Source organism: Streptomyces caelestis (genome assembly GCF_014205255.1).
Classification (GTDB): domain Bacteria; phylum Actinomycetota; class Actinomycetes; order Streptomycetales; family Streptomycetaceae; genus Streptomyces; species Streptomyces caelestis.
Genome location: NZ_JACHNE010000001.1, coordinates 919,263 through 935,849 on the forward strand (window position 1 = coordinate 919,263; position 16,587 = coordinate 935,849).

General features: G+C 69.7%; 17 protein-coding genes and 1 pseudogene. 4 read left to right on the forward strand and 14 right to left on the reverse strand.

Annotated elements, in window-relative coordinates; translation table 11 throughout:
• Positions 1–21: 21 nt before the first annotated feature.
• From HDA41_RS04110 to HDA41_RS04125, 4 genes are read right to left on the reverse strand one after another with little or no spacing between them, the layout of a single operon-like run.
• Complete coding sequence (locus HDA41_RS04110; protein ID WP_184980760.1) at positions 22–762, reverse strand: ABC transporter ATP-binding protein; 741 nt, start codon at positions 760–762, stop codon at positions 22–24.
• A gap of 3 nt (positions 763–765) precedes the next feature.
• Positions 766–1,629: an ABC transporter ATP-binding protein gene (locus tag HDA41_RS04115; protein WP_184980762.1), complete on the reverse strand. Its 864-nt coding sequence runs from the start codon at positions 1,627–1,629 to the stop codon at positions 766–768.
• On the reverse strand, positions 1,619–2,611 hold the full coding sequence (locus HDA41_RS04120; RefSeq protein WP_184980764.1) for a branched-chain amino acid ABC transporter permease: 993 nt from the start codon (positions 2,609–2,611) through the stop codon (positions 1,619–1,621). Before HDA41_RS04120 ends, HDA41_RS04115 begins: the two co-directional genes overlap by 11 nt.
• Before the next feature lie 10 nt (positions 2,612–2,621).
• Positions 2,622–3,617, reverse strand: coding sequence for a branched-chain amino acid ABC transporter permease (locus HDA41_RS04125; protein ID WP_184980766.1), 996 nt, complete (start codon positions 3,615–3,617; stop codon positions 2,622–2,624).
• 114 nt (positions 3,618–3,731) lie between these two features.
• Here HDA41_RS04125 and HDA41_RS04130 point away from each other — a divergent pair, with 114 nt between their 5' ends.
• Both HDA41_RS04130 and HDA41_RS40590 read left to right on the forward strand, forming a co-directional pair.
• Complete coding sequence (locus HDA41_RS04130) at positions 3,732–4,649, forward strand: SAM-dependent methyltransferase (protein ID WP_184980768.1); 918 nt, start codon at positions 3,732–3,734, stop codon at positions 4,647–4,649.
• A gap of 15 nt (positions 4,650–4,664) precedes the next feature.
• Positions 4,665–4,748: pseudogene (locus HDA41_RS40590) on the forward strand (DUF6332 family protein); the annotation flags it as partial.
• A gap of 415 nt (positions 4,749–5,163) precedes the next feature.
• Here HDA41_RS40590 and HDA41_RS04135 read toward each other — a convergent pair.
• Together HDA41_RS04135 and HDA41_RS04140 are read right to left on the reverse strand one after the other, a co-directional pair.
• Positions 5,164–6,465 carry an MFS transporter gene (locus HDA41_RS04135; protein WP_184980770.1) on the reverse strand — a complete coding sequence of 434 codons (1,302 nt, stop codon included), beginning with the start codon at positions 6,463–6,465 and terminating at the stop codon, positions 5,164–5,166.
• Positions 6,462–7,631 carry a GNAT family N-acetyltransferase gene (locus HDA41_RS04140; protein ID WP_184980772.1) on the reverse strand — a complete coding sequence of 390 codons (1,170 nt, stop codon included), beginning with the start codon at positions 7,629–7,631 and terminating at the stop codon, positions 6,462–6,464. The genes HDA41_RS04135 and HDA41_RS04140 overlap by 4 nt, the downstream gene beginning before the upstream one ends.
• A 75-nt stretch (positions 7,632–7,706) precedes the next feature.
• Here HDA41_RS04140 and HDA41_RS04145 point away from each other — a divergent pair, with 75 nt between their 5' ends.
• On the forward strand, positions 7,707–8,243 hold the full coding sequence (locus tag HDA41_RS04145; protein ID WP_184980773.1) for an LOG family protein: 537 nt from the start codon (positions 7,707–7,709) through the stop codon (positions 8,241–8,243).
• A gap of 53 nt (positions 8,244–8,296) precedes the next feature.
• On the opposite strand, the gene HDA41_RS04150 is transcribed toward HDA41_RS04145, so the two are convergent.
• Genes HDA41_RS04150 through HDA41_RS04180 form a run of 7 tightly spaced genes read right to left on the reverse strand, consistent with a single transcriptional unit; the run spans position 8,297 to position 14,478 of the window.
• Positions 8,297–8,854 carry a non-canonical purine NTP pyrophosphatase gene (locus HDA41_RS04150; RefSeq protein WP_184980775.1) on the reverse strand — a complete coding sequence of 186 codons (558 nt, stop codon included), beginning with the start codon at positions 8,852–8,854 and terminating at the stop codon, positions 8,297–8,299.
• Positions 8,855–8,890: 36 nt separating this feature from the next.
• A complete protein-coding gene (locus HDA41_RS04155; RefSeq protein ID WP_184980777.1) occupies positions 8,891–9,586 on the reverse strand; it encodes a YqcI/YcgG family protein in 696 nt (231 codons plus the stop codon).
• Positions 9,579–10,229 (reverse strand): class I SAM-dependent methyltransferase, encoded by a 651-nt coding sequence (locus tag HDA41_RS04160; RefSeq protein ID WP_184980779.1) that lies wholly within the window; start codon positions 10,227–10,229, stop codon positions 9,579–9,581. The genes HDA41_RS04155 and HDA41_RS04160 overlap by 8 nt, the downstream gene beginning before the upstream one ends.
• Positions 10,230–10,286: 57 nt before the next feature.
• A complete protein-coding gene (locus HDA41_RS04165; RefSeq protein ID WP_184980781.1) occupies positions 10,287–11,381 on the reverse strand; it encodes a threonine synthase in 1,095 nt (364 codons plus the stop codon).
• Positions 11,378–12,175 carry an SAM-dependent methyltransferase gene (locus HDA41_RS04170; protein ID WP_184980783.1) on the reverse strand — a complete coding sequence of 266 codons (798 nt, stop codon included), beginning with the start codon at positions 12,173–12,175 and terminating at the stop codon, positions 11,378–11,380. The genes HDA41_RS04165 and HDA41_RS04170 overlap by 4 nt, the downstream gene beginning before the upstream one ends.
• Positions 12,176–12,227: 52 nt before the next feature.
• A complete protein-coding gene (locus HDA41_RS04175) occupies positions 12,228–13,445 on the reverse strand; it encodes an ATP-grasp domain-containing protein (protein WP_184980784.1) in 1,218 nt (405 codons plus the stop codon).
• Position 13,446: 1 nt separating this feature from the next.
• A complete protein-coding gene (locus tag HDA41_RS04180) occupies positions 13,447–14,478 on the reverse strand; it encodes a pyridoxal-phosphate dependent enzyme (RefSeq protein WP_221511410.1) in 1,032 nt (343 codons plus the stop codon).
• A 174-nt stretch (positions 14,479–14,652) separates the two neighbouring features.
• On the opposite strand from HDA41_RS04180, the gene HDA41_RS04185 reads away from it, so the two are divergent.
• A complete protein-coding gene (locus HDA41_RS04185; protein WP_184980788.1) occupies positions 14,653–15,870 on the forward strand; it encodes an ATP-grasp domain-containing protein in 1,218 nt (405 codons plus the stop codon).
• A 27-nt stretch (positions 15,871–15,897) separates the two neighbouring features.
• Here HDA41_RS04185 and HDA41_RS04190 read toward each other — a convergent pair whose 3' ends face one another.
• A complete protein-coding gene (locus HDA41_RS04190) occupies positions 15,898–16,581 on the reverse strand; it encodes a FadR/GntR family transcriptional regulator (protein ID WP_184980790.1) in 684 nt (227 codons plus the stop codon).
• Positions 16,582–16,587 lie beyond the last annotated feature (6 nt).

Sequence of the window (16,587 nt, forward strand, 5' to 3'; positions counted from 1 at the left end):
CGGGAGAACCGACAGCGGAAGTCAACGGACGCGGGCGAGCGTGCCGAGGTAGAGCTCGATCACCTTCTCGTCGTGCAGCAGGGCCGTGCCCGTGCCGGTGTACGCGTTGCGGCCCTGGTCGAGGACGTAGCCGCGGTCACAGAGCTGCAGGCACCTGCGGGCGTTCTGCTCGACCATGAGCACGGCGACGCCCGCGCTGTTGATCATTCTGCACCGGTCGAAGACGTGGTCCTGATGGAGCGGTGACAGGCCGGCCGACGGCTCGTCGAGCAGCAGCAGCTGCGGCTCCATCATCAGCGCGCGGGCCATCGCGAGCATCTGGCGCTCGCCGCCGGACATCGCGCCGGCCTTCTGCCTGCGGCGGTCGGCCAGCACGGGGAAGAGCTCCTCGACCGCCGCGACCCGCCGCGCGTGGTCCTTGGGCCGCAGGTAGACCCCCATCCGCAGGTTCTCCTCGACGGTCAGCGTGGGGAACACGTTCTGCAGCTGCGGTACGTAGCCCACGCCCCGCCGGACCAGCTCGTGCGCGGGCCGGCCGGTCACGTCCTCGCCGCGCAGCCGCACGGTCCCGCCGCGCACCCGCAACAGCCCGAAGACGGCCTTGACCAGCGTCGACTTGCCGGCGCCGTTGGGGCCGATCACACCGACCACCTCGCCCGGCCGCACCTCGACGCTGCATCCTCGCAGCACGTCGACACCCGGGACGTAACCGGCGACGATGTCGTCGGCCGCCAGCACCGGTGCCTGCTCCTCGGCGGTCATCCCTCACTCCTTCTCCTCGGTCGTCCCCGGTTCGTCGTGCTGCTTGCCCAGGTACGCGTCCACGACGGCGGCGTTCCGGCCGATCGTGTGCGGTGGGCCCTCGGCCACGAGGCGGCCGTCGGCCATGACGGCCACCCAGTCGCTGATGCCCATCACCACGTCCATGTCGTGCTCGACGAAGCACACCGTGAGCCCCTCGTCGCGCAGCTGCGTGATGTGTCCGAGCAGCGACTGGGTCAGCGCGGGGTTCACCCCGGCCATCGGCTCGTCGAGCAGGAGCATGACCGGCCGGGCCATCAGCGCGCGGGCCAGTTCCAGCAGTTTGCGCTGACCGCCGGAGAGCGTGCCGGCATGGTCGTCGCGCAGGGGCCCGAGCCGGAACCGCTCCAGCAGTTCGTCGGCCCGGCGCTCGGACTCCCGCTCCTGCCCGCGCCACAGCGGTCGCAGCAGCGCGGGCAGCGCCCGCTCGCCACGTTGCCCGGGCGCGGCGAGCAGCATGTTCTCCAGCACGGTGAGCCGGGCGAGCGTCCTGGTGAGCTGGAACGTCCGGACCAGTCCCCGCCGCGCCACCCGGTGCGCCGGGGAGCCGGTGAGCGGCTGTCCGTCGAACGACCACCGGCCGCCGTCGGCCCGGTCGAACCCGCTCACCACGTTGAACAACGTGGTCTTGCCCGCGCCATTGGGCCCGATGAGCGCCGTGATGGCCCCGCGCTGCACCTCCAGGTGCTCGACCCGCACGGCGACGAGGCCGCCGAAGGTACGGGTCACCTGGTCCAGGACCAGCAGGGAATCGGGCTTGCGCACCCCCGGCTCGGGATCGACCGCGGAGAGCCGGACCGGGTGGGATTCGACAGGTTCAGCGGCCACTGAGCAGCATCTCCTTCCGGCTGCCGAGGATCCCCTGCGGCCTGAACGCCACCAGCAGGATCAGGGCGACCCCGACCAGGGCGAAGCGCACCGCGCCGACCTCCGACGTGCTGATGAGGTCCGCAGAGATGTACTCGGCGTCGATGGCCTGGCGGAGCGCGCTGTCGAGGAAGCTGAGGACGAACCAGAACAGGACCGCGCCGACGACCGGCCCGAGGATCCGCCCGGCACCTCCGAGGACGAGCAGCGTGTACAGGAAGAACGTGACGCCCGGATCGTAGTTGTCCGGGTTCACGGACTGCACCTGGATCGCCTGCAGCATGCCCGCGACCGCCCCGATGACGCCGCCGAGCACGAGGCTCTGCATCTTGTACGCGTAGACGTTCTTGCCGAGGCTGCGCGCGGCGACCTCGTCCTCACGGATCGACCGGATGACACGGCCCCAGGGGCTGTGGATCAGCAGGGCCAGCAGACCGCCGACCACCAGCACCAGCGCCCATCCGACGATCATCACCCAGAGGTCGCGGGAGCTGAACCTCACGAGCCACACGCCGTAGGTGCCGGGCTCGATGGGGTTGAGCGCGTAGAAGCCGTTCGCGAACCTCTGCAGCCCGAACACCCCACCGGTGACCGGCTCGGCCCAGTTGGAGCGGTAGAACAGCCGTAGTGTCTCCCCCGCCGCGATCGTGGTGATCGCGAGGTAGTCGGCGCGCAGCCGCAGGGTGGGCAGGCCGAGGAGCAGGGCGAGCACGATCGCGCAGGCGATGCCGCCCAGGACGCCGAGCCACATCGGGCCGTCGTACGTCGACACCGTGATGGCGAGCCCGTAGCCGCCGACCAGCATGAATCCGACCTGGCCGAAGTTGAGCAGCCCGGTGTAACCGAAGTGCAGGTTCAGCCCCATCGCGGCGAGCGCGTAGACGGCGGCGATGGGGCCGATGCCCGAGCGCAGGGCGTCGGTGAGGATGGCGGAGAAGTCCATGGCGCACCCCTCACCCGACGCGTTCGGCCCGGCCGAGGATGCCCTGCGGCCGGACGAGGAGGACGACGATGAGGACGAGCAGCGCCCACGCGTACTGCAGGTCGACCGGGAACCACAGGGTGGACATCTGGGCGACGACGCCGATGACGAGGCTGCCGACCATCGCGCCGTAGGCGTTGCCGAGCCCACCCAGGATGACCCCGGCGAACATGAGCAGCAGGAGCTTGAAGCCCATGTCCCAGGTGACGATCTCCACCAGGCCGAAGAAGACCCCGCCGAGCGCGGCCAGCCCGCCGCCGAGCATCCACACGAACAGCACCACTCGCTGCACGTCGATGCCCGACGCCTCCGCGAGGTCGCGGTTGGCGGAGACGGCCCGCACGGCCGTACCGATCCGTGTCCTCTGCAGGAGCGCGGCGACGCCGAGCAGCACCAGTACGGAGAGCAGGGTGACGGTGAGGTCCCGTGGGGTGATGCCGGCCGGCCCCAGGTCGATCGTGCTCTGGATGTCGTACTGCGCGTAGGAGGCGGGCCGGGTTCCGTACAGCACGAGGACGACGTGGCGCAGCACCAGCGAGAGCCCGATGGTGACGATGAACATGTTGATCAGCCCGGTGCCCCGGGCCCGCAGCGGGCGCCAGATGCCGCGATCGACGGCCCCGCCCAGCAGGGCGCCGAAGACCACCGCGGTGAGGGCGGCAGGGATCAGGTGCCAGCCCGGACCGGCCGCGGAGACGTTGAGGAAGAACGCGAAGGAGGCGCCGATCGTCACGAACTCACCGTGCGCGAAGTTGATCAGGTGGATGGTGCCGAAGATCAGCGAGAGCCCGACCGAGGTGATCGCGATGATCACCCCGAACTGGATACCGTCGATCAGCGCCTGCAGAGCGCGGGCGGCGAACGTGGGGCCGCGCGGGACTTCCTCACCCTGTGCCCGGGTGGAGATCGCGGGCACCGTCACGAGGACCAGGGCGAGGGCCGGTACGAGCAGCCGCTGATAGCGCACGACGGTTCCGGTATGTCACGAACATCCCTTATGGGCTCAGTGTAAGCGCGGGTCGGGGCGGTGACACGGACAGAGGGCCCAGTGTGGGCGCCCACGGAAGGCGGAGGATGCGGGATGGACGACAGCGGGGACCTCGCGCGTGCGTACAGCGACGACAGCGTGCTCTTCCGGGTGCTGCGGCACCTCGGCTGGGACAGCCTGGCGAACATCGGCTACTTCACGCCGCCCACCCTGCCGTTCGCGGCCCTCACCGGGCCGGTGCCCTTTCAGCGCCGACTGGCGCGCCGGTCGCTGGCGCTACTGGACGCCCGGCATGGACAGCTCGTGCTGGACGCCGGATGCGGTCGCGGTGACACCACGGCGCGGCTGGGGGCCGCGGGGTGCCGGGCGCTGGGGGTGGACATCCAGCCCGCACAGATCGACCAGGCACGTCGCCGCTTCGGCGACAGCGCGCGTTTCGCCGTCGCCGACGCCACGGCTCTGCCGCAGCAGGCAGCGGAGATCCCGCTGACCGACGGTTCCTTCGACCGTGTGCACTGTCTGGAGGCCGCCTTCCACTTCGGCCATGAGGGCCGCAGGTCATTCCTGGGCGAAAGCTTCCGGCTGCTCCGCCCAGGAGGCCGGCTCGTCCTCGTGGATGTCACGTCCCGTACGGATCAGCCGATCGGGACCTTCGACCCGGACGGCATCGTGCGCGGGACCTGGCGCTTCGACGACCTCGAACCGTACGAGCGCTACCCGCTGATGGCGTCCGCCGCCGGTTTCACCACGCGCCGGATCCTCGACTGGACCACTCCCGTACTCCACAGGGCGGCCCAGCTCTGCGCCCTGTTCGTCGCCGCCGCGTCCACCCGGGCCGGCCGACAGGCCCTGTGCCTGCGGTGGCCCGGCCTCAGGACCCTCGACGCGCGGGACTGGGACGAGGTCGTCGCCGTCGTCCGAGCTCACCGGGCCATCGGGCGCGTCACTCGCTACACGGCGTACGTCCTCGACAAACCCGCACGCTTGCCCACCGGGCGCCCCGCTGTCTGACTCCCCGTATGACCACTCGCGCCCGTCCTCTTCACCGCCCGGGTCGTCAGTGTGCTGGTCCGGTTCCGCTCTGCGGCTCAGCCCAGCCGGCCCGGCCGCTGTGGGGCGAGAACCCGGAAACCGGCTCGCTCCAAGCGGAGCGCGGTGGCCCGGCCCAGGCCCGTCGAGGCCCCGGTCGATCCGGCGGGACGCATTCCAGGGGCGCCGACACACAGACGCCCGCGTTGTCGACCAGTGAGCGCGCCGCCGGACTGCTTCGAGGATCGACGGTCCGTCCCTGCGCACCCAGGCGGCCAGGCCATTTGGTGCTTGAGTTCGCGTTCACCCCAGCAGGTGCTGCTGGCGCGCCAGGTCGTGAATCGCCACCGCGGGCACCTGTGCGGCCCAGCGCGAGCGTCGGTCGCACGCCCCAGGCCTTGGTCGGGCAGTGAGGCCGCGTAGCCGCCGTGCCCGGTCCCTATCGGGTTCAGGCCCGTCCCGGACAGTTCCCGTATGGGAAGGGAGTTGGGTGATCTCACCTGACGTCCAGGGCGTGGGCCGCCGGCTCGCCCAGGTTCTTGGCCTCCTCCACCGTCCTGACCGTACGCAGCGGCGAGAACATGAGCAGGCAGGAGAACAGGAGGTACGACCCGCTGATGAGCCAGACGGCGCCGGCCGCAGTGACTGCGTCGGCCAGCAAGCCGCCGACGAGGCCGCCGAGCGGCAGCGTCCCGAGCGCGACCAGCCGGTATCCCGCGGTCACCGCACCGAGTTGGTGCTCCACCGGGATGGCCTGACGCAGGCTCACCGCGAAGACGTTGAACAGGGCCACGCCGAAGCCCTGCACCGCGAACGCCACAGCCGCCGACACCGCGAAGCCGGAACCGGCCCGCGAGGCGCTCGCCTCGCCCAGCAGGCCCACCGCGGCCAGCACCACTCCCGCGCACAACAGCGTGCCGACGGCGAAGCGGTCGGCCAGCCGGGAGGCGCACAACGATCCGATCAGCGAACCGACGCTTCCGATGCCCACGACCACGCCGACCATCGTGCCGCTCAACCCGGCGTCCCGGACGGCGAACAGCAGGAAGGCGGTGAGGAAGGCCTGCATGTGCAGATTGGCGACCCCCGCCTGCACGCACAGGTCGCGGATCGGGCGCAGCGCCCAGGTGTAGCGCAGCCCGTCACCGATGGAGCGCAGCGGAGAGCGCCCGGCCACCGCGACCCCTGGCGCTTGGACACCGCGCACCATGAATCCGCTGATGGCCGCACCCACGAACAGCGCCGTGGTCACCGCGAGCGTCGCCGACAGGCCGAACCGGCCCAGCAGGAACCCGGCCGCCGACGAGCCCGCGAGTTGACTGACCGAGTACGTCGACTGGTGCAGGCCGTTCGCGGCGGTGATGGCATCGGTCGGCACGATCTTGGGGATAGTCGACTGGTAGGCAACCTCGTAGAAGACGTTCGCGGTCCCCACCACCGCGGTCAGCAGCACCAGCGGAACCAGCGTCAACGAACCGGTGGCGTACAGCGCCGCGATGGCCGCGACCGCGGCACCCCGGGCGACGGTGCCGGCGACGAGGGTCCGGCGCGGCGGATGGCGATCCACGACCAATCCGGCGATCAGTGAGAACGCCACGACGGGCAGGAACTGCCCGACCGAGATCATCCCCACCCCGGTGCCGCTGGAGTCCAGGGCTGTGACCGCCACCAGCGGCAGCAGGAAAGTTGTCAGCTGCATACCGAAGTTGGCGGCGGTCTCCCCCAGCCAGACGTTGCGGAACCGCGTATCGCGGGTCAGCAGGTCACGCATGTCCTTGCCCAGGATCGGCACGGTCATCCCCTCGCCCAGTCGTGGCGATCCATACGCCTGCGGTAGGCACGGTCGACCAGTTCGGCGGCCCGGGTCGCCGGTCCGCGGAACTCCCGCGGTACGAGCACGTGGTTGACGCGCCGTTCAAGGGAGCAGCCGCGTAGCGCCTTGGCCTCGTAGGCCTCCGGCCCGTAGCCGATGCACCGGATGCCCTCGGCGAGCGCGATGCGGATCAGGCCGTAGTAGGTCAGGTTGAAGTAGGTGAAGGCGCGCTTCTCACCCTCGGCGATGCCGATCATCTTGGGGTGGAAGGTCTGGCCGAGCTCGTAGAAGACCACGAATCCGACCAGTTCGTCGCCGCGCCGGGCCTCCAGTACCCGTCCACGGCCGGTGGGGTGGGCCTGGATGTTCGCGATGAGCTGCCGGGACGCGGCGACCTCCGCCTCGTGCCCGTAGCGCCGCATGTGCAGCGCGTGCAACCGCGCGTGCTCCTCGCCCAATGCGTTGAGTGGGGTCTCCCGCAGAACGGCCCCGGACTCGGTGAAGGAGCGGATCTCCCGTCGGATCCGGTTGGGCCGGGGGCTCGTCAGGCTCGCGAGGTAGTCGTCGAAGTCGTCCCACGGAGTGTGCAGCACGCAGTCGCCGACCGACGCGAACGGCAGGTAGCCGCGGCCTACCAGCCTCTCCCGCAGATCGGTGTCCTCCTCTCGGACGTGCATCACCGCTGTCGTCGCGTAACCGTGCTCGTCGGCCAGCCGCCCCAGCTCGTCGGCGAGTTGCTCGGTCACCGTGCCGTCCGCCCCGGCCCCGCGCAGCAGACCGGGCAGGTAGCCGCTGGGCAGAACGGAGACGAGCGCCGGGTAAAGTCTCGCCTGCGCCTGCGTCAGCTGCCCTGCGGCTGCGAGGAGTTCGCTGCGCTCGGTCTCGTCGAGGAACGGCTCCAGAGTGGACGTGCTCTGGGTGAGCAGCGCCACCGGGTTGGTGAAGAACCAACTGTCCGGGAGCGTCTCATAGCCGACGAGAGCGCCGACCGGACTGCCGTCCCGCCGCAGCACGGCGTAGTGGCAGGCGCCCGCGCTGCGTTGCTCCGCCGTCTGGAGCCAGTTCGGCAGTGCGTAGAGCTCGTCCGCCAGAGGTTTCCAAAATTCCGCGATCTGCGATATTCGGTTCGCGACGCGAAGTCCCGTGGTCATGCCTGAGAGCCATCCTTCGAATCCGGCAACGCAACCCCTACATATCCGAGTTGCATTCCTGCTATGGTCCACCCCATGAATATCTGCGTCTTCCTTTCTGCCACCAACCTCGACGAGTGTTACGCCGCGCCGGTGCGCGAGTTCGCGAAGCTGCTGGTCAAGGGAGGTCACACGTTGGTATGGGGCGGGTCCAACGTGGGCCTCATGAAGGTAGTGGCGGACAGCGTCGAGGAAGCCGGCGGTCAAATGATCGGGGTCTCGGTGGAATTCCTCTCACATATAGTCAGGCCCGGCGTGGAGGACATGACGGTCACCCGTGACCTGGCCGAGCGTAAAGAGCTGCTGCGGCAGAAGTCCGACGCAATCGTGGTGATGCCCGGCGGAATGGGAACGCTGGATGAAACCACCGACATCCTCGAACTCAAGAATCACGACAAGGCCGATATCCCCATCGTCATGCTGAACACCGACGGGTTCTACGACGGCCAGCGCCTCCAGTTCCAGCGCATGGAGCGGGACGGGTTCCTGCCGCTGCCGCTGGAGCAGCTGGTGCACTTTGCGGACACCCCCGCCGACGTGCTCGCCCACCTGGAGGCCCGCACCGTCGCCTGATCCTGGACGACCCGGACCGCCCTCCTGCCAGGGGCGGTCCGGCCGGACACCGATCAGGCCACGGCGGCCTGCCGCCGCGTCAGCCACTCCCGGGCGTGTTCCAGGGGCTCGCGTCGCATCGTGTACCGCAAACGGTCCTCGAAGCTCATCTCGGCCAGCGTCTGACCGGTGTCCGCCACCTCGAACACCGGTGTCCAGCCGCCGAGTTCACCCCGGGCGTCCACGATGCGCCCGTCGAGGCGCCCTTCCCACACGCGGCACTCGCCGCCGTGCACGACCCCGACCGCGCTGACCGCCGTCGCACGCGCCGGGCCCCCGGCTCCGAGGGCGACCTCCTTCAGCCGCTGGGCTCCCAGGTGGCCGACGAACCACTTGATCAGCGCCCCGGGCAGTCCGTCCCAGGCTTCCAGGGCGAGCCCGGTGTCCTCGACGACGACCGGGTGCGGCAGCCCCAGTGCGGCGACCTGCTCGAGTTTGTGCCGGACGACCACCGAGACATCGGTGGCCTGTACCTCGTGCAGGTCGATGTCCAGCACCTCGGTGTCCGGGAAGATCGCCCGTACTTCTTCCAGTTTGATGGAGTTCTGGCTTGCCAGTAGAACCCTGACCACGTTGTCTCGAAAGCCTTTCTCAATAGCCCCGACAGCTCAGTGCCGGCCCTGTGCCGGCACATTGCCGAGCGGTTGTCCGTCGTACCAGGGCACCGGCTCGTCGTCCACCGCGGGGGGCAGGACGAACTTGTGCGCCTCGACCCCGTGTACGGGGTACGACTGGCCTGCTTCGGCAAACCGCGATCTTATGTTCCTGAGGACCAGGTCCCGCCTGGCTCCAAGGCGTGTGTGGAAGGAGCTGTTGGGCTGCATCAGCACGAACACGTCCTTCGTGAGGCCGTACGTGTGTCTGCTGTGGTGCTCCCCGTAGACCGGTGCGAACACCGGCACGAAGTAATCCAGGCCTGCGAAGGAGAAACGCCAGCCCGGTGCCAGCACCGTGTCCTTGTCCAACTCCCGCGGCTCCTGCGGATCGTGCCGGGCCAGCGTCTGGAGGAGGACACGCAGTAATCGGCCGAGGTCCTCGACCGTGGACCCGACTCGCTCGGCCGGGAATCGGTACACGAACCCGTCCAGGCCCTCCCCCTCGGCGCGCGCGGAGAAGTCGACGAGCAGCGGAACCGAGTCGGCCACGTTCTGTGCCAGGGACCGCGCGGGGTCGAAGTCGGGTGCGCTGCGCAGCCGCGCCTTCGCGGCGAAAGGGCAGGCCGTTCCCTCGACGACGGGCTGCATGGCCTGTACGTTCCCCCCGGGCCGCAGGCTGGTGGCGGGCCCGGTCAGCTGGTCAAGCACGGACTCGCTCCGCGAGCAGGTGGCCCCACTGGTGGTAGTGGTCCACGGGGTATTCGACGTGGGCCCGGTCCAGGGTCGGCGGCATGACGCGGTTGTGCTTGACGTCCCACTCGTCACGGGACTCGAAGTACTCCTTCCACCACCCGGCATCCGGACACGTCGGCCGGCCCTTGTACTTCTCCTCGTAAGGGAGCATGTAGTCGATGTAGAGCAGTCCGCCGGGCCGCACCAGGCTGCCGACCTTCGTCACCATCTCCTCCAACGTGTGGTGGAGGTTGTTGGAGTACTGGAGGGCGCCGCTGGTGAAGACGGCGTCGAAGGTCCGGTCCGGACAGTTCTCCATGAAGTCGCCGTGCACCACCTCCACCGAGTCCTCAAGCCCTTCGGACTTCAGCCGGGACGCCAGTCCGGGCATGAGGACCTCGCCGCTCGCGTCCGTCTTGGTGCCGCCGAACAGCGCGACCTCGTCGATGTCGTTGGCCCACACCGTGAAGCCCTTGCGGGCTGCCGGAAGCACGTACTTGCCGTCCGCGCAGCCGATCACGGCGAGCGCCGGGTTCGGGCTCTCGGTCACCTCCTGGATCCGCTGGAGGAAGCGGTAGTAGCGGGACTGGGGAGCGCCCCACAGACTGGACGTCTTCACTTTGTTGCTCCTTGGTCGGATGGCCTGCCCGGTTTTCGTCCGCCCGGCGGGCGGTTGTCACAGGCCCTTGAAAAGGTGGGAGGTCGCCACCAGCACCGTGGTCGCTCCGGCCGGAATCGCTCCGCTCCCGCGCAGCGACTCATGGGCCGCGAAGACGGTGGTGCTGCTGCGTTCCCATACGTGGCCGCGTCGGCACAGACGCGTGAAGTGCGCCTCGGCCACCGCGTCGGGGACCACCGTCGCCGTCCCGCCGGACAGGGTCACGGCGCGGTGCGCCTGCACCGTCGTGCTGTCACCCGCGATGGACACCAGGCGCCCGTGGTCACCGGGGAACCGTCCGGTGAGCGGGGCGCCGTCGAGGACCGCCGAGAGCCGGCGGAACGGCTCCACGAGGTGCAGCCGGGGCACCGCCCGGCCGTCGAGCTCGTGCAGGTCCCGGAAGCCCAGGTAGATGCCCCAGGCCAGATCGCCCCGGCTCGACGGGACGACCACGTGCTCGATGTCGCCCGGCACCTGCTCGACGAGCTCCCAGGCGATGCGCTTGTAGCCCTCGATGCCGAACGGGTGACTGCCGACGACGGGGTCGGTGATGCTCGACACCGTCAGGGTCTTGGGGTCGTTCGCCAGATCGCGGATGCAGCGCATCCGGTCGGCGTCGTCGTCGAAGAGCCGCAGGTCCGTGCCGAACCCGGTCAGTTGTCGACGGGTCTGCTCCGGCAGCCAGGAGAACGTGGCCACGGTGCACTCGAGGCCGGCCGCCGCCGCGTAGGCGGCCATGGCCAGGCCCGCGTTGCCCGAGGAACCCACCGCCACCCCGCGGTAGCCGGCCGCGCGGGCGTGGGCCGTCACGACCGCGGCGAACCGGTCCTTGTGCGAACCGGTGTGCTGGGCCGCCTCGTTCTTCACGTACGTGCCGTCCTCCCACGGGAGCAGCGGCGTCGGTCCGTGGCCGAAACCGGGCAGGTCCCGGTAGGGGAGGCGGTCATCGAGGGCGGCGTCCTCCTCGTAGACGCAGAACAGGTTCGCGTTCCGTCCGTCCGCGTCACAGGCGGGACAGCCGCGGGGATGGTCGGCGACCGGATAGCGGGCCGCGCACTGGACGCACTCCAGGGCGCGCAGGGCAGGGGACGGCACCGGGACGTTCGTCGTCATGTCAGCGCCCACACCCGGTCGTCCAGCAGTTCGTGGTCCTCGCCGGGAACGCAGAACACCGACTCCGGGCCCGACCGGTGCCACAGGTCCAGGGACGCGCTCAGCGGCGCCGAGACGCAGGTGTACGACTCCGGGCGGCCGATGCCGGTCAGCAGGAAGCACGGCGTGTCGCCCGGCCGGTGCGCGAGGAAGGAGTCGCGCAGCATCGTGAAGCGCCGCTCGGCCAGCGCGGCGGCGGGCTCGGGCGTGGGGAAGAGGTCCGGGTGCTCCTCGCCGTTGTGCCGGAGCATGTAGACGACCGCCCCCACCCCGGAAGCGGCGACCCCGGCGATCTGCCGGCCGATCTTGTCCTCGGTGTGGCTGTACAGGCACAGCGACAGCACCGCGACACCGCCGTTGAAGGGCGCGCCCAGCGCGGCCGAGGCGTACTGCCAGGCGGAGAGGCCGGGCAGTACCCGGACCTCGGGCCACTGCTCGGCGGGCAGGATGCGCTTCAGGTTGTGGAACACCGGGCCGGCCATGCCGAGCAGTCCGGGGTCGCCGCCGGAGACCAGGACCACCCGCGCACCGGTCGCGGCACGCTCGGCGGCCACCCGGGTGCGGACCGCGAACACGTCCTCCTCGGGGGTCGCCAGGTTCAGTACGTCGAACCGCTCCGCCTCGGGCCTGATCAGCTCCTTGATGGTGTCCAGGAAGACCTCGTGGCCGATGACCACCTCGGCCTCACCCAGGGCGGCGGCCACCGAGGAGGTGACATCGGCGCCATACCCCGTGCCCACGATGGTGAGGGACACAGCAATACCTCTTCCTCGCTTGGTGAAACGGCTGACTGCTTTCCAGGGCCCGTCAGGGCGCCGAAGCAGAGGTCCGCAGGTGCCGGGCGGCCGCGAGGGCGCGGGACAGCGCCGTGTCCGGGTTCGGGCCGGTGGCGGTCAGAAAGCCGTAGCAGGCGCCCTGGTCGGCCACGCTGTCGATGACGGTGTCCGGGCCCTTGAGCGGAGTCCAGGTGATGTCGCCGGGGAAGAGGGACAGCACGTCCGCACCCTCCACCGGACCCAACGGGCCGGTCCGTGACGCGTATTTGAGGACCTGGGCGAAGCCGCCCGCCGTGGGACGGCAGGTCGCGGCGGCCACGTGACGCTCCTCCAGGCGCGGTTCGAGGGCCTGGACGAGCAGCAGCTCGTACGGGTCGACCCCGGTCACCCGCAGAACGGCCTCGCCGATGTGTCCGCCGCCGAGCCGGGGGTTGACCTCGACCACCTCGGGGCCGGACGCGGTCTGGATGAACTCGATGTGCGACGGGCCGACCCCGCGTCCGATCGCGCCCAGCACCTCGCAGGCCCAGTCGGCGATCTCCTTCTCCCAGGCCCCGCCCCGGTCGACCGGGAAGGTCAGGTCCATCTCACGGAAGTCCGGGAGTTCGGAGATCGTACGGCTGTTGATGCCGAACAGCACAGTCCCGGACTCGGTCGTGTAGGTCTCCGCGCTGTACAGCGGACCACACAGGTACGGCTCCACTGTGACCCGCTCGGCCGGCACGCCGCGCTCGACCAGCTCGGCGATCCGGGCCTCGACCTCCTCCTGCCGTTCGGCGAGGAGCACGTTCTTGCTGCTGGTGCCGGCGGCGTCCTTGACCACGGCCATGGCGGGCCGGGACGCGGCCGGCAGCGCCGCCCAGTCGGAGCCCCGTACGGCACGCAGCCGCGTCAGCCCGGCGTCCACGAGCCGATTGCGCACCCACACCTTGTCCCGCAGCCGGGCGGCCTGGGAGATCACGTTGGGAAAGCCGCGCTCGGACGCCAGCTGCTCGGCGAGCGGCGCCCAGGTGTCCGTGTTCGACACCATGCCGTCCACCCGGCCGAGTCCGTCCAGCGCGTGGCGTACGGCGTCCGCGTCGAAGGTGTCCACGTCCACCACGCGGATCTCCCCCGCCCGTTGCAGCTGCCTGCTGTAGTACGCGCGGTCGAACGTCAGCAGCACAAGGTCGACACCGAGCCGCCCGGCGGCGGCGGAGAGCCGCTCCAGTCCGAAGGCGAGCGCCTCCAGCATCACCACGGTCGCCATGTCAGGCGTCACCCTGCGGCTTGGGGAAGGCGTGCCCGTGGCGCCGCCAGTTGGTCCGGCACCAGGGCAGCGCGAGGTCCTCGGCGCGAGACACTTCGAGCGGGTACCGCTGCGGGTCACGCGTGACGACCGGGACCTCGGAGGTGAAGACCTCGGCCAGGTAGCGGTGCCCCGTGTCGGGCGCGATGCAGACGACCGGGTACTCCTCGTCGAAACCTATCCGGCTCGCCCGCCATTCACCGACGACATAGGCCGCACCGCTGGACAGGCCGGCGAACACGCCGTATTCCCGCAGCAGCTCGACACAGCCTGACCTGGCGTAGGTGAAATCAATCCAGTGGATGTCGCTGTATGCGCCGTACTCGATATTCGCAAAGGGTATTCCGCTGCCTATACCGGCGATGAGGAATTCCGGATCCTCGACGTCCTGGCTGGCGAAACTGACACTGCCGTACGGCTGTACGCCGATCAATTCGACCTCGCGCCCGAGGTCGCCGAGCGTCTGGTGCAGTCCGCCCGTCGAGGCACCTGTGCCGACACCGCCGACGAGGGCGATCCGGGTGGCCGGCAGGTCGTCCGCCAACTGCCGGGCGATCGAGGCGTAGCCGGCGTAGTGGGCCCGGTCGTGATACTGGCGCATCCAGTGCGCCCGCGGGTGGTTCTTGACGAATTCGATGGCCCGCTCGACCCGTCCCGCCTGGTCGAGTTTCGCGTCCGCCGACGCCGTCGGCTGGTCGACCGAGACGCCGAGCAGTTCCAACTGCGTGCGCAGCGTGGGGTCGACGGCGGGGGAAGCCACGATGTGGCAGTTGAAGCCGTACTTGTTGCAGGCCAGCGCGAGGGAATAGGCGTAGATCCCGCTGGAGCTGTCGACCAGTGTGTCCCCGGGGGTGATCGTCCCGTCGGCCATGAGCTGTTCCACGGCACCGAGCGCCGACGCCACTTTCATGGATTCAAATCTGAGCACATACAGGCCGGGGCGGAGCCGAATCAGGGCAGGCCGGGCGAGCGCATCAGCTATGTGACCGAACAAGAAGGCCCCCGGATGAAGTGGCATACGCAGCCCCGGATTTGAGCCGCCGAGCTGCTGTGCTTATGAGCTAGGGTGATCCAATACAAACCACGTGGCGAAGTCAAGGGGTTTCCGGAGTCAGAGCAATGACATATTCGTGCCATGGCAGTTTGGTGACAAAGCAAAGGAACGGTTATGTCGAATCAGCGCGATGTATTGGTCTTCTCCAAGCGGTTCGCCGGAGGAGTCCGCAAGGTTGCGGGAATACTGGAAAATGTCGGAAGACGCCCGGTTCTGGTGTCCGCGGAGCCGGAGGACATCAACCGGGACGCCTGCGCCGCGCACATAGTGATCGACTGGGAGCATGACGACCTGGACCGCTTCGTCGCGGCCGTCGACGCCGCCGGCGTGGAGCCGACGGCGGTCGTCAACTTCGTGGAACCGCTGCTCGCCTGGCAGCTTCAGGTCGCCCGGCACTACGGCCTGCCCGGCGGTGAGCCGGGCCGTGAGGCGCTGTTGAGCAAGACGCTGGTGCGCGCGGAAATGGCCCGGCTGGGGCTGTCCGGCATCGCCTTCGCCTCGGGGCCGGCGGGAGCCTTCGACATCACGACGGTCACCTCCTACCCCGTCATCGTCAAGCCGGCCCGTGACTCGGGAGGTTCGCGGCTGGTCCGTCGCTGCGACGGCCCGGACCGACTCGCCGCCCAGCTGCGCGACATGGCCGAGGCGGCCGGAGACACTGCGGAGGTCATCGTCGAGCAGTACCTCGACGGGCGGGAGTTCTCCGTCGACGGTCCTCTCCTAGGTGGACGGTTCGAGCCGGTGCTGACGGTGGAGAAGACCGAACACGACGACGTACGGCACCATGACGCCGGCCTGCGCATCACTCCCCCGCCCTCCTCGTACGTACGCCGCGCCGCGCTCGACCTCGCCGAACGCATCAGCGTCCTGTGCCGGAAACTCGACATGGGGGAGGGCTGGTTGCACGTCGAGGGGCGGGCCGCGGCCGACGGCAGCGCCGAACTCATCGAGATCAACCCCCGGCCGGGCGGCGGCCTGCACCGGTCCGCCACCCTGCGCACCTGCGGCATCGACCCGTTCGACGTGTCCGTGATGGCGGCCCTGGCCGAGGCACCCGCGATGGAGGCGAGCCGGGACGAGCCCGGCGGCGAGTTCCTCGCCCTGCTGCCGTTCGAGCCTGACCGGCTGGGCACGCTGGTCCGGGCGACCCCGCTCGAGGAACTCCTGCGCCTGCCCAGCGTGGTCGACGGCTATCAGACCACCGGGTACCGGGTCTCCTCCCTCGAACAGGAGAACTTCTTCGCCGAGGTGATGCTGAGCGCCGAGAGCGTCGACGGTCTCAGGGAAGCCGCGGGCAAGGTGCGCGCGGCTTTCGACTTCACCTTCGAGTGACCGGGTCGGCCTCGTGGGAGATCAGGTTCAGGCGTTCGGTTCCGGCCACGGCATCCACCCCGCCGTGTACGAACCGGCCTCGTACGCGGCCCGGTTGCTGTCCTGGGCACGGATCGCCTCCACGAGCCGCGCGTGGTCCTGGTACTGCTCGGGACGCAACGTGTCGCGGAAGTGGTCCAGCAGTGACTCGCGAATCACCTCGCCGAGGTCCGCGTGCAGTTCGACCAGCACCATGTTGTGGGACGCGGCCACCACGGCCAGGTGAAAGGCGGCATCCTCGTTGACGAAGGCGATTCGGTCACCGGACGACCACGCCCGCTCGCGCTGGGCAAGGGCGGAGTCGAGCCGCTGCAGATCTTCCGGAGTGCGCCGGGCGGCGGCCAGGCGGGCCGCCCGCGCCTCCAGGGCGCCGCGCACCTCGGTCACCTCCTCGATGGTGGCCTCGGCGAAGCGGCCGCGCATCACACCGGCCAACTCGCTGGTCGCCCGTACATAGGTGCCCGAGCCGTGCCGGATGTCCAGCAGTCCGGTGTGGGCGAGGGCACGGACGGCTTCCCTCACGGTGTTGCGTGCCACTCCGAGCTGCTCGACCAGCTCGGGCTCGCTGGGGATGCGGAACCCCACGGGCCACGCACCTGACGTGATCTGACGCCGCAGCCGGGCAATCACCTGGTCGGACATCACTTCCCGGCGCACACGTTCCAGAGTCATCCCATC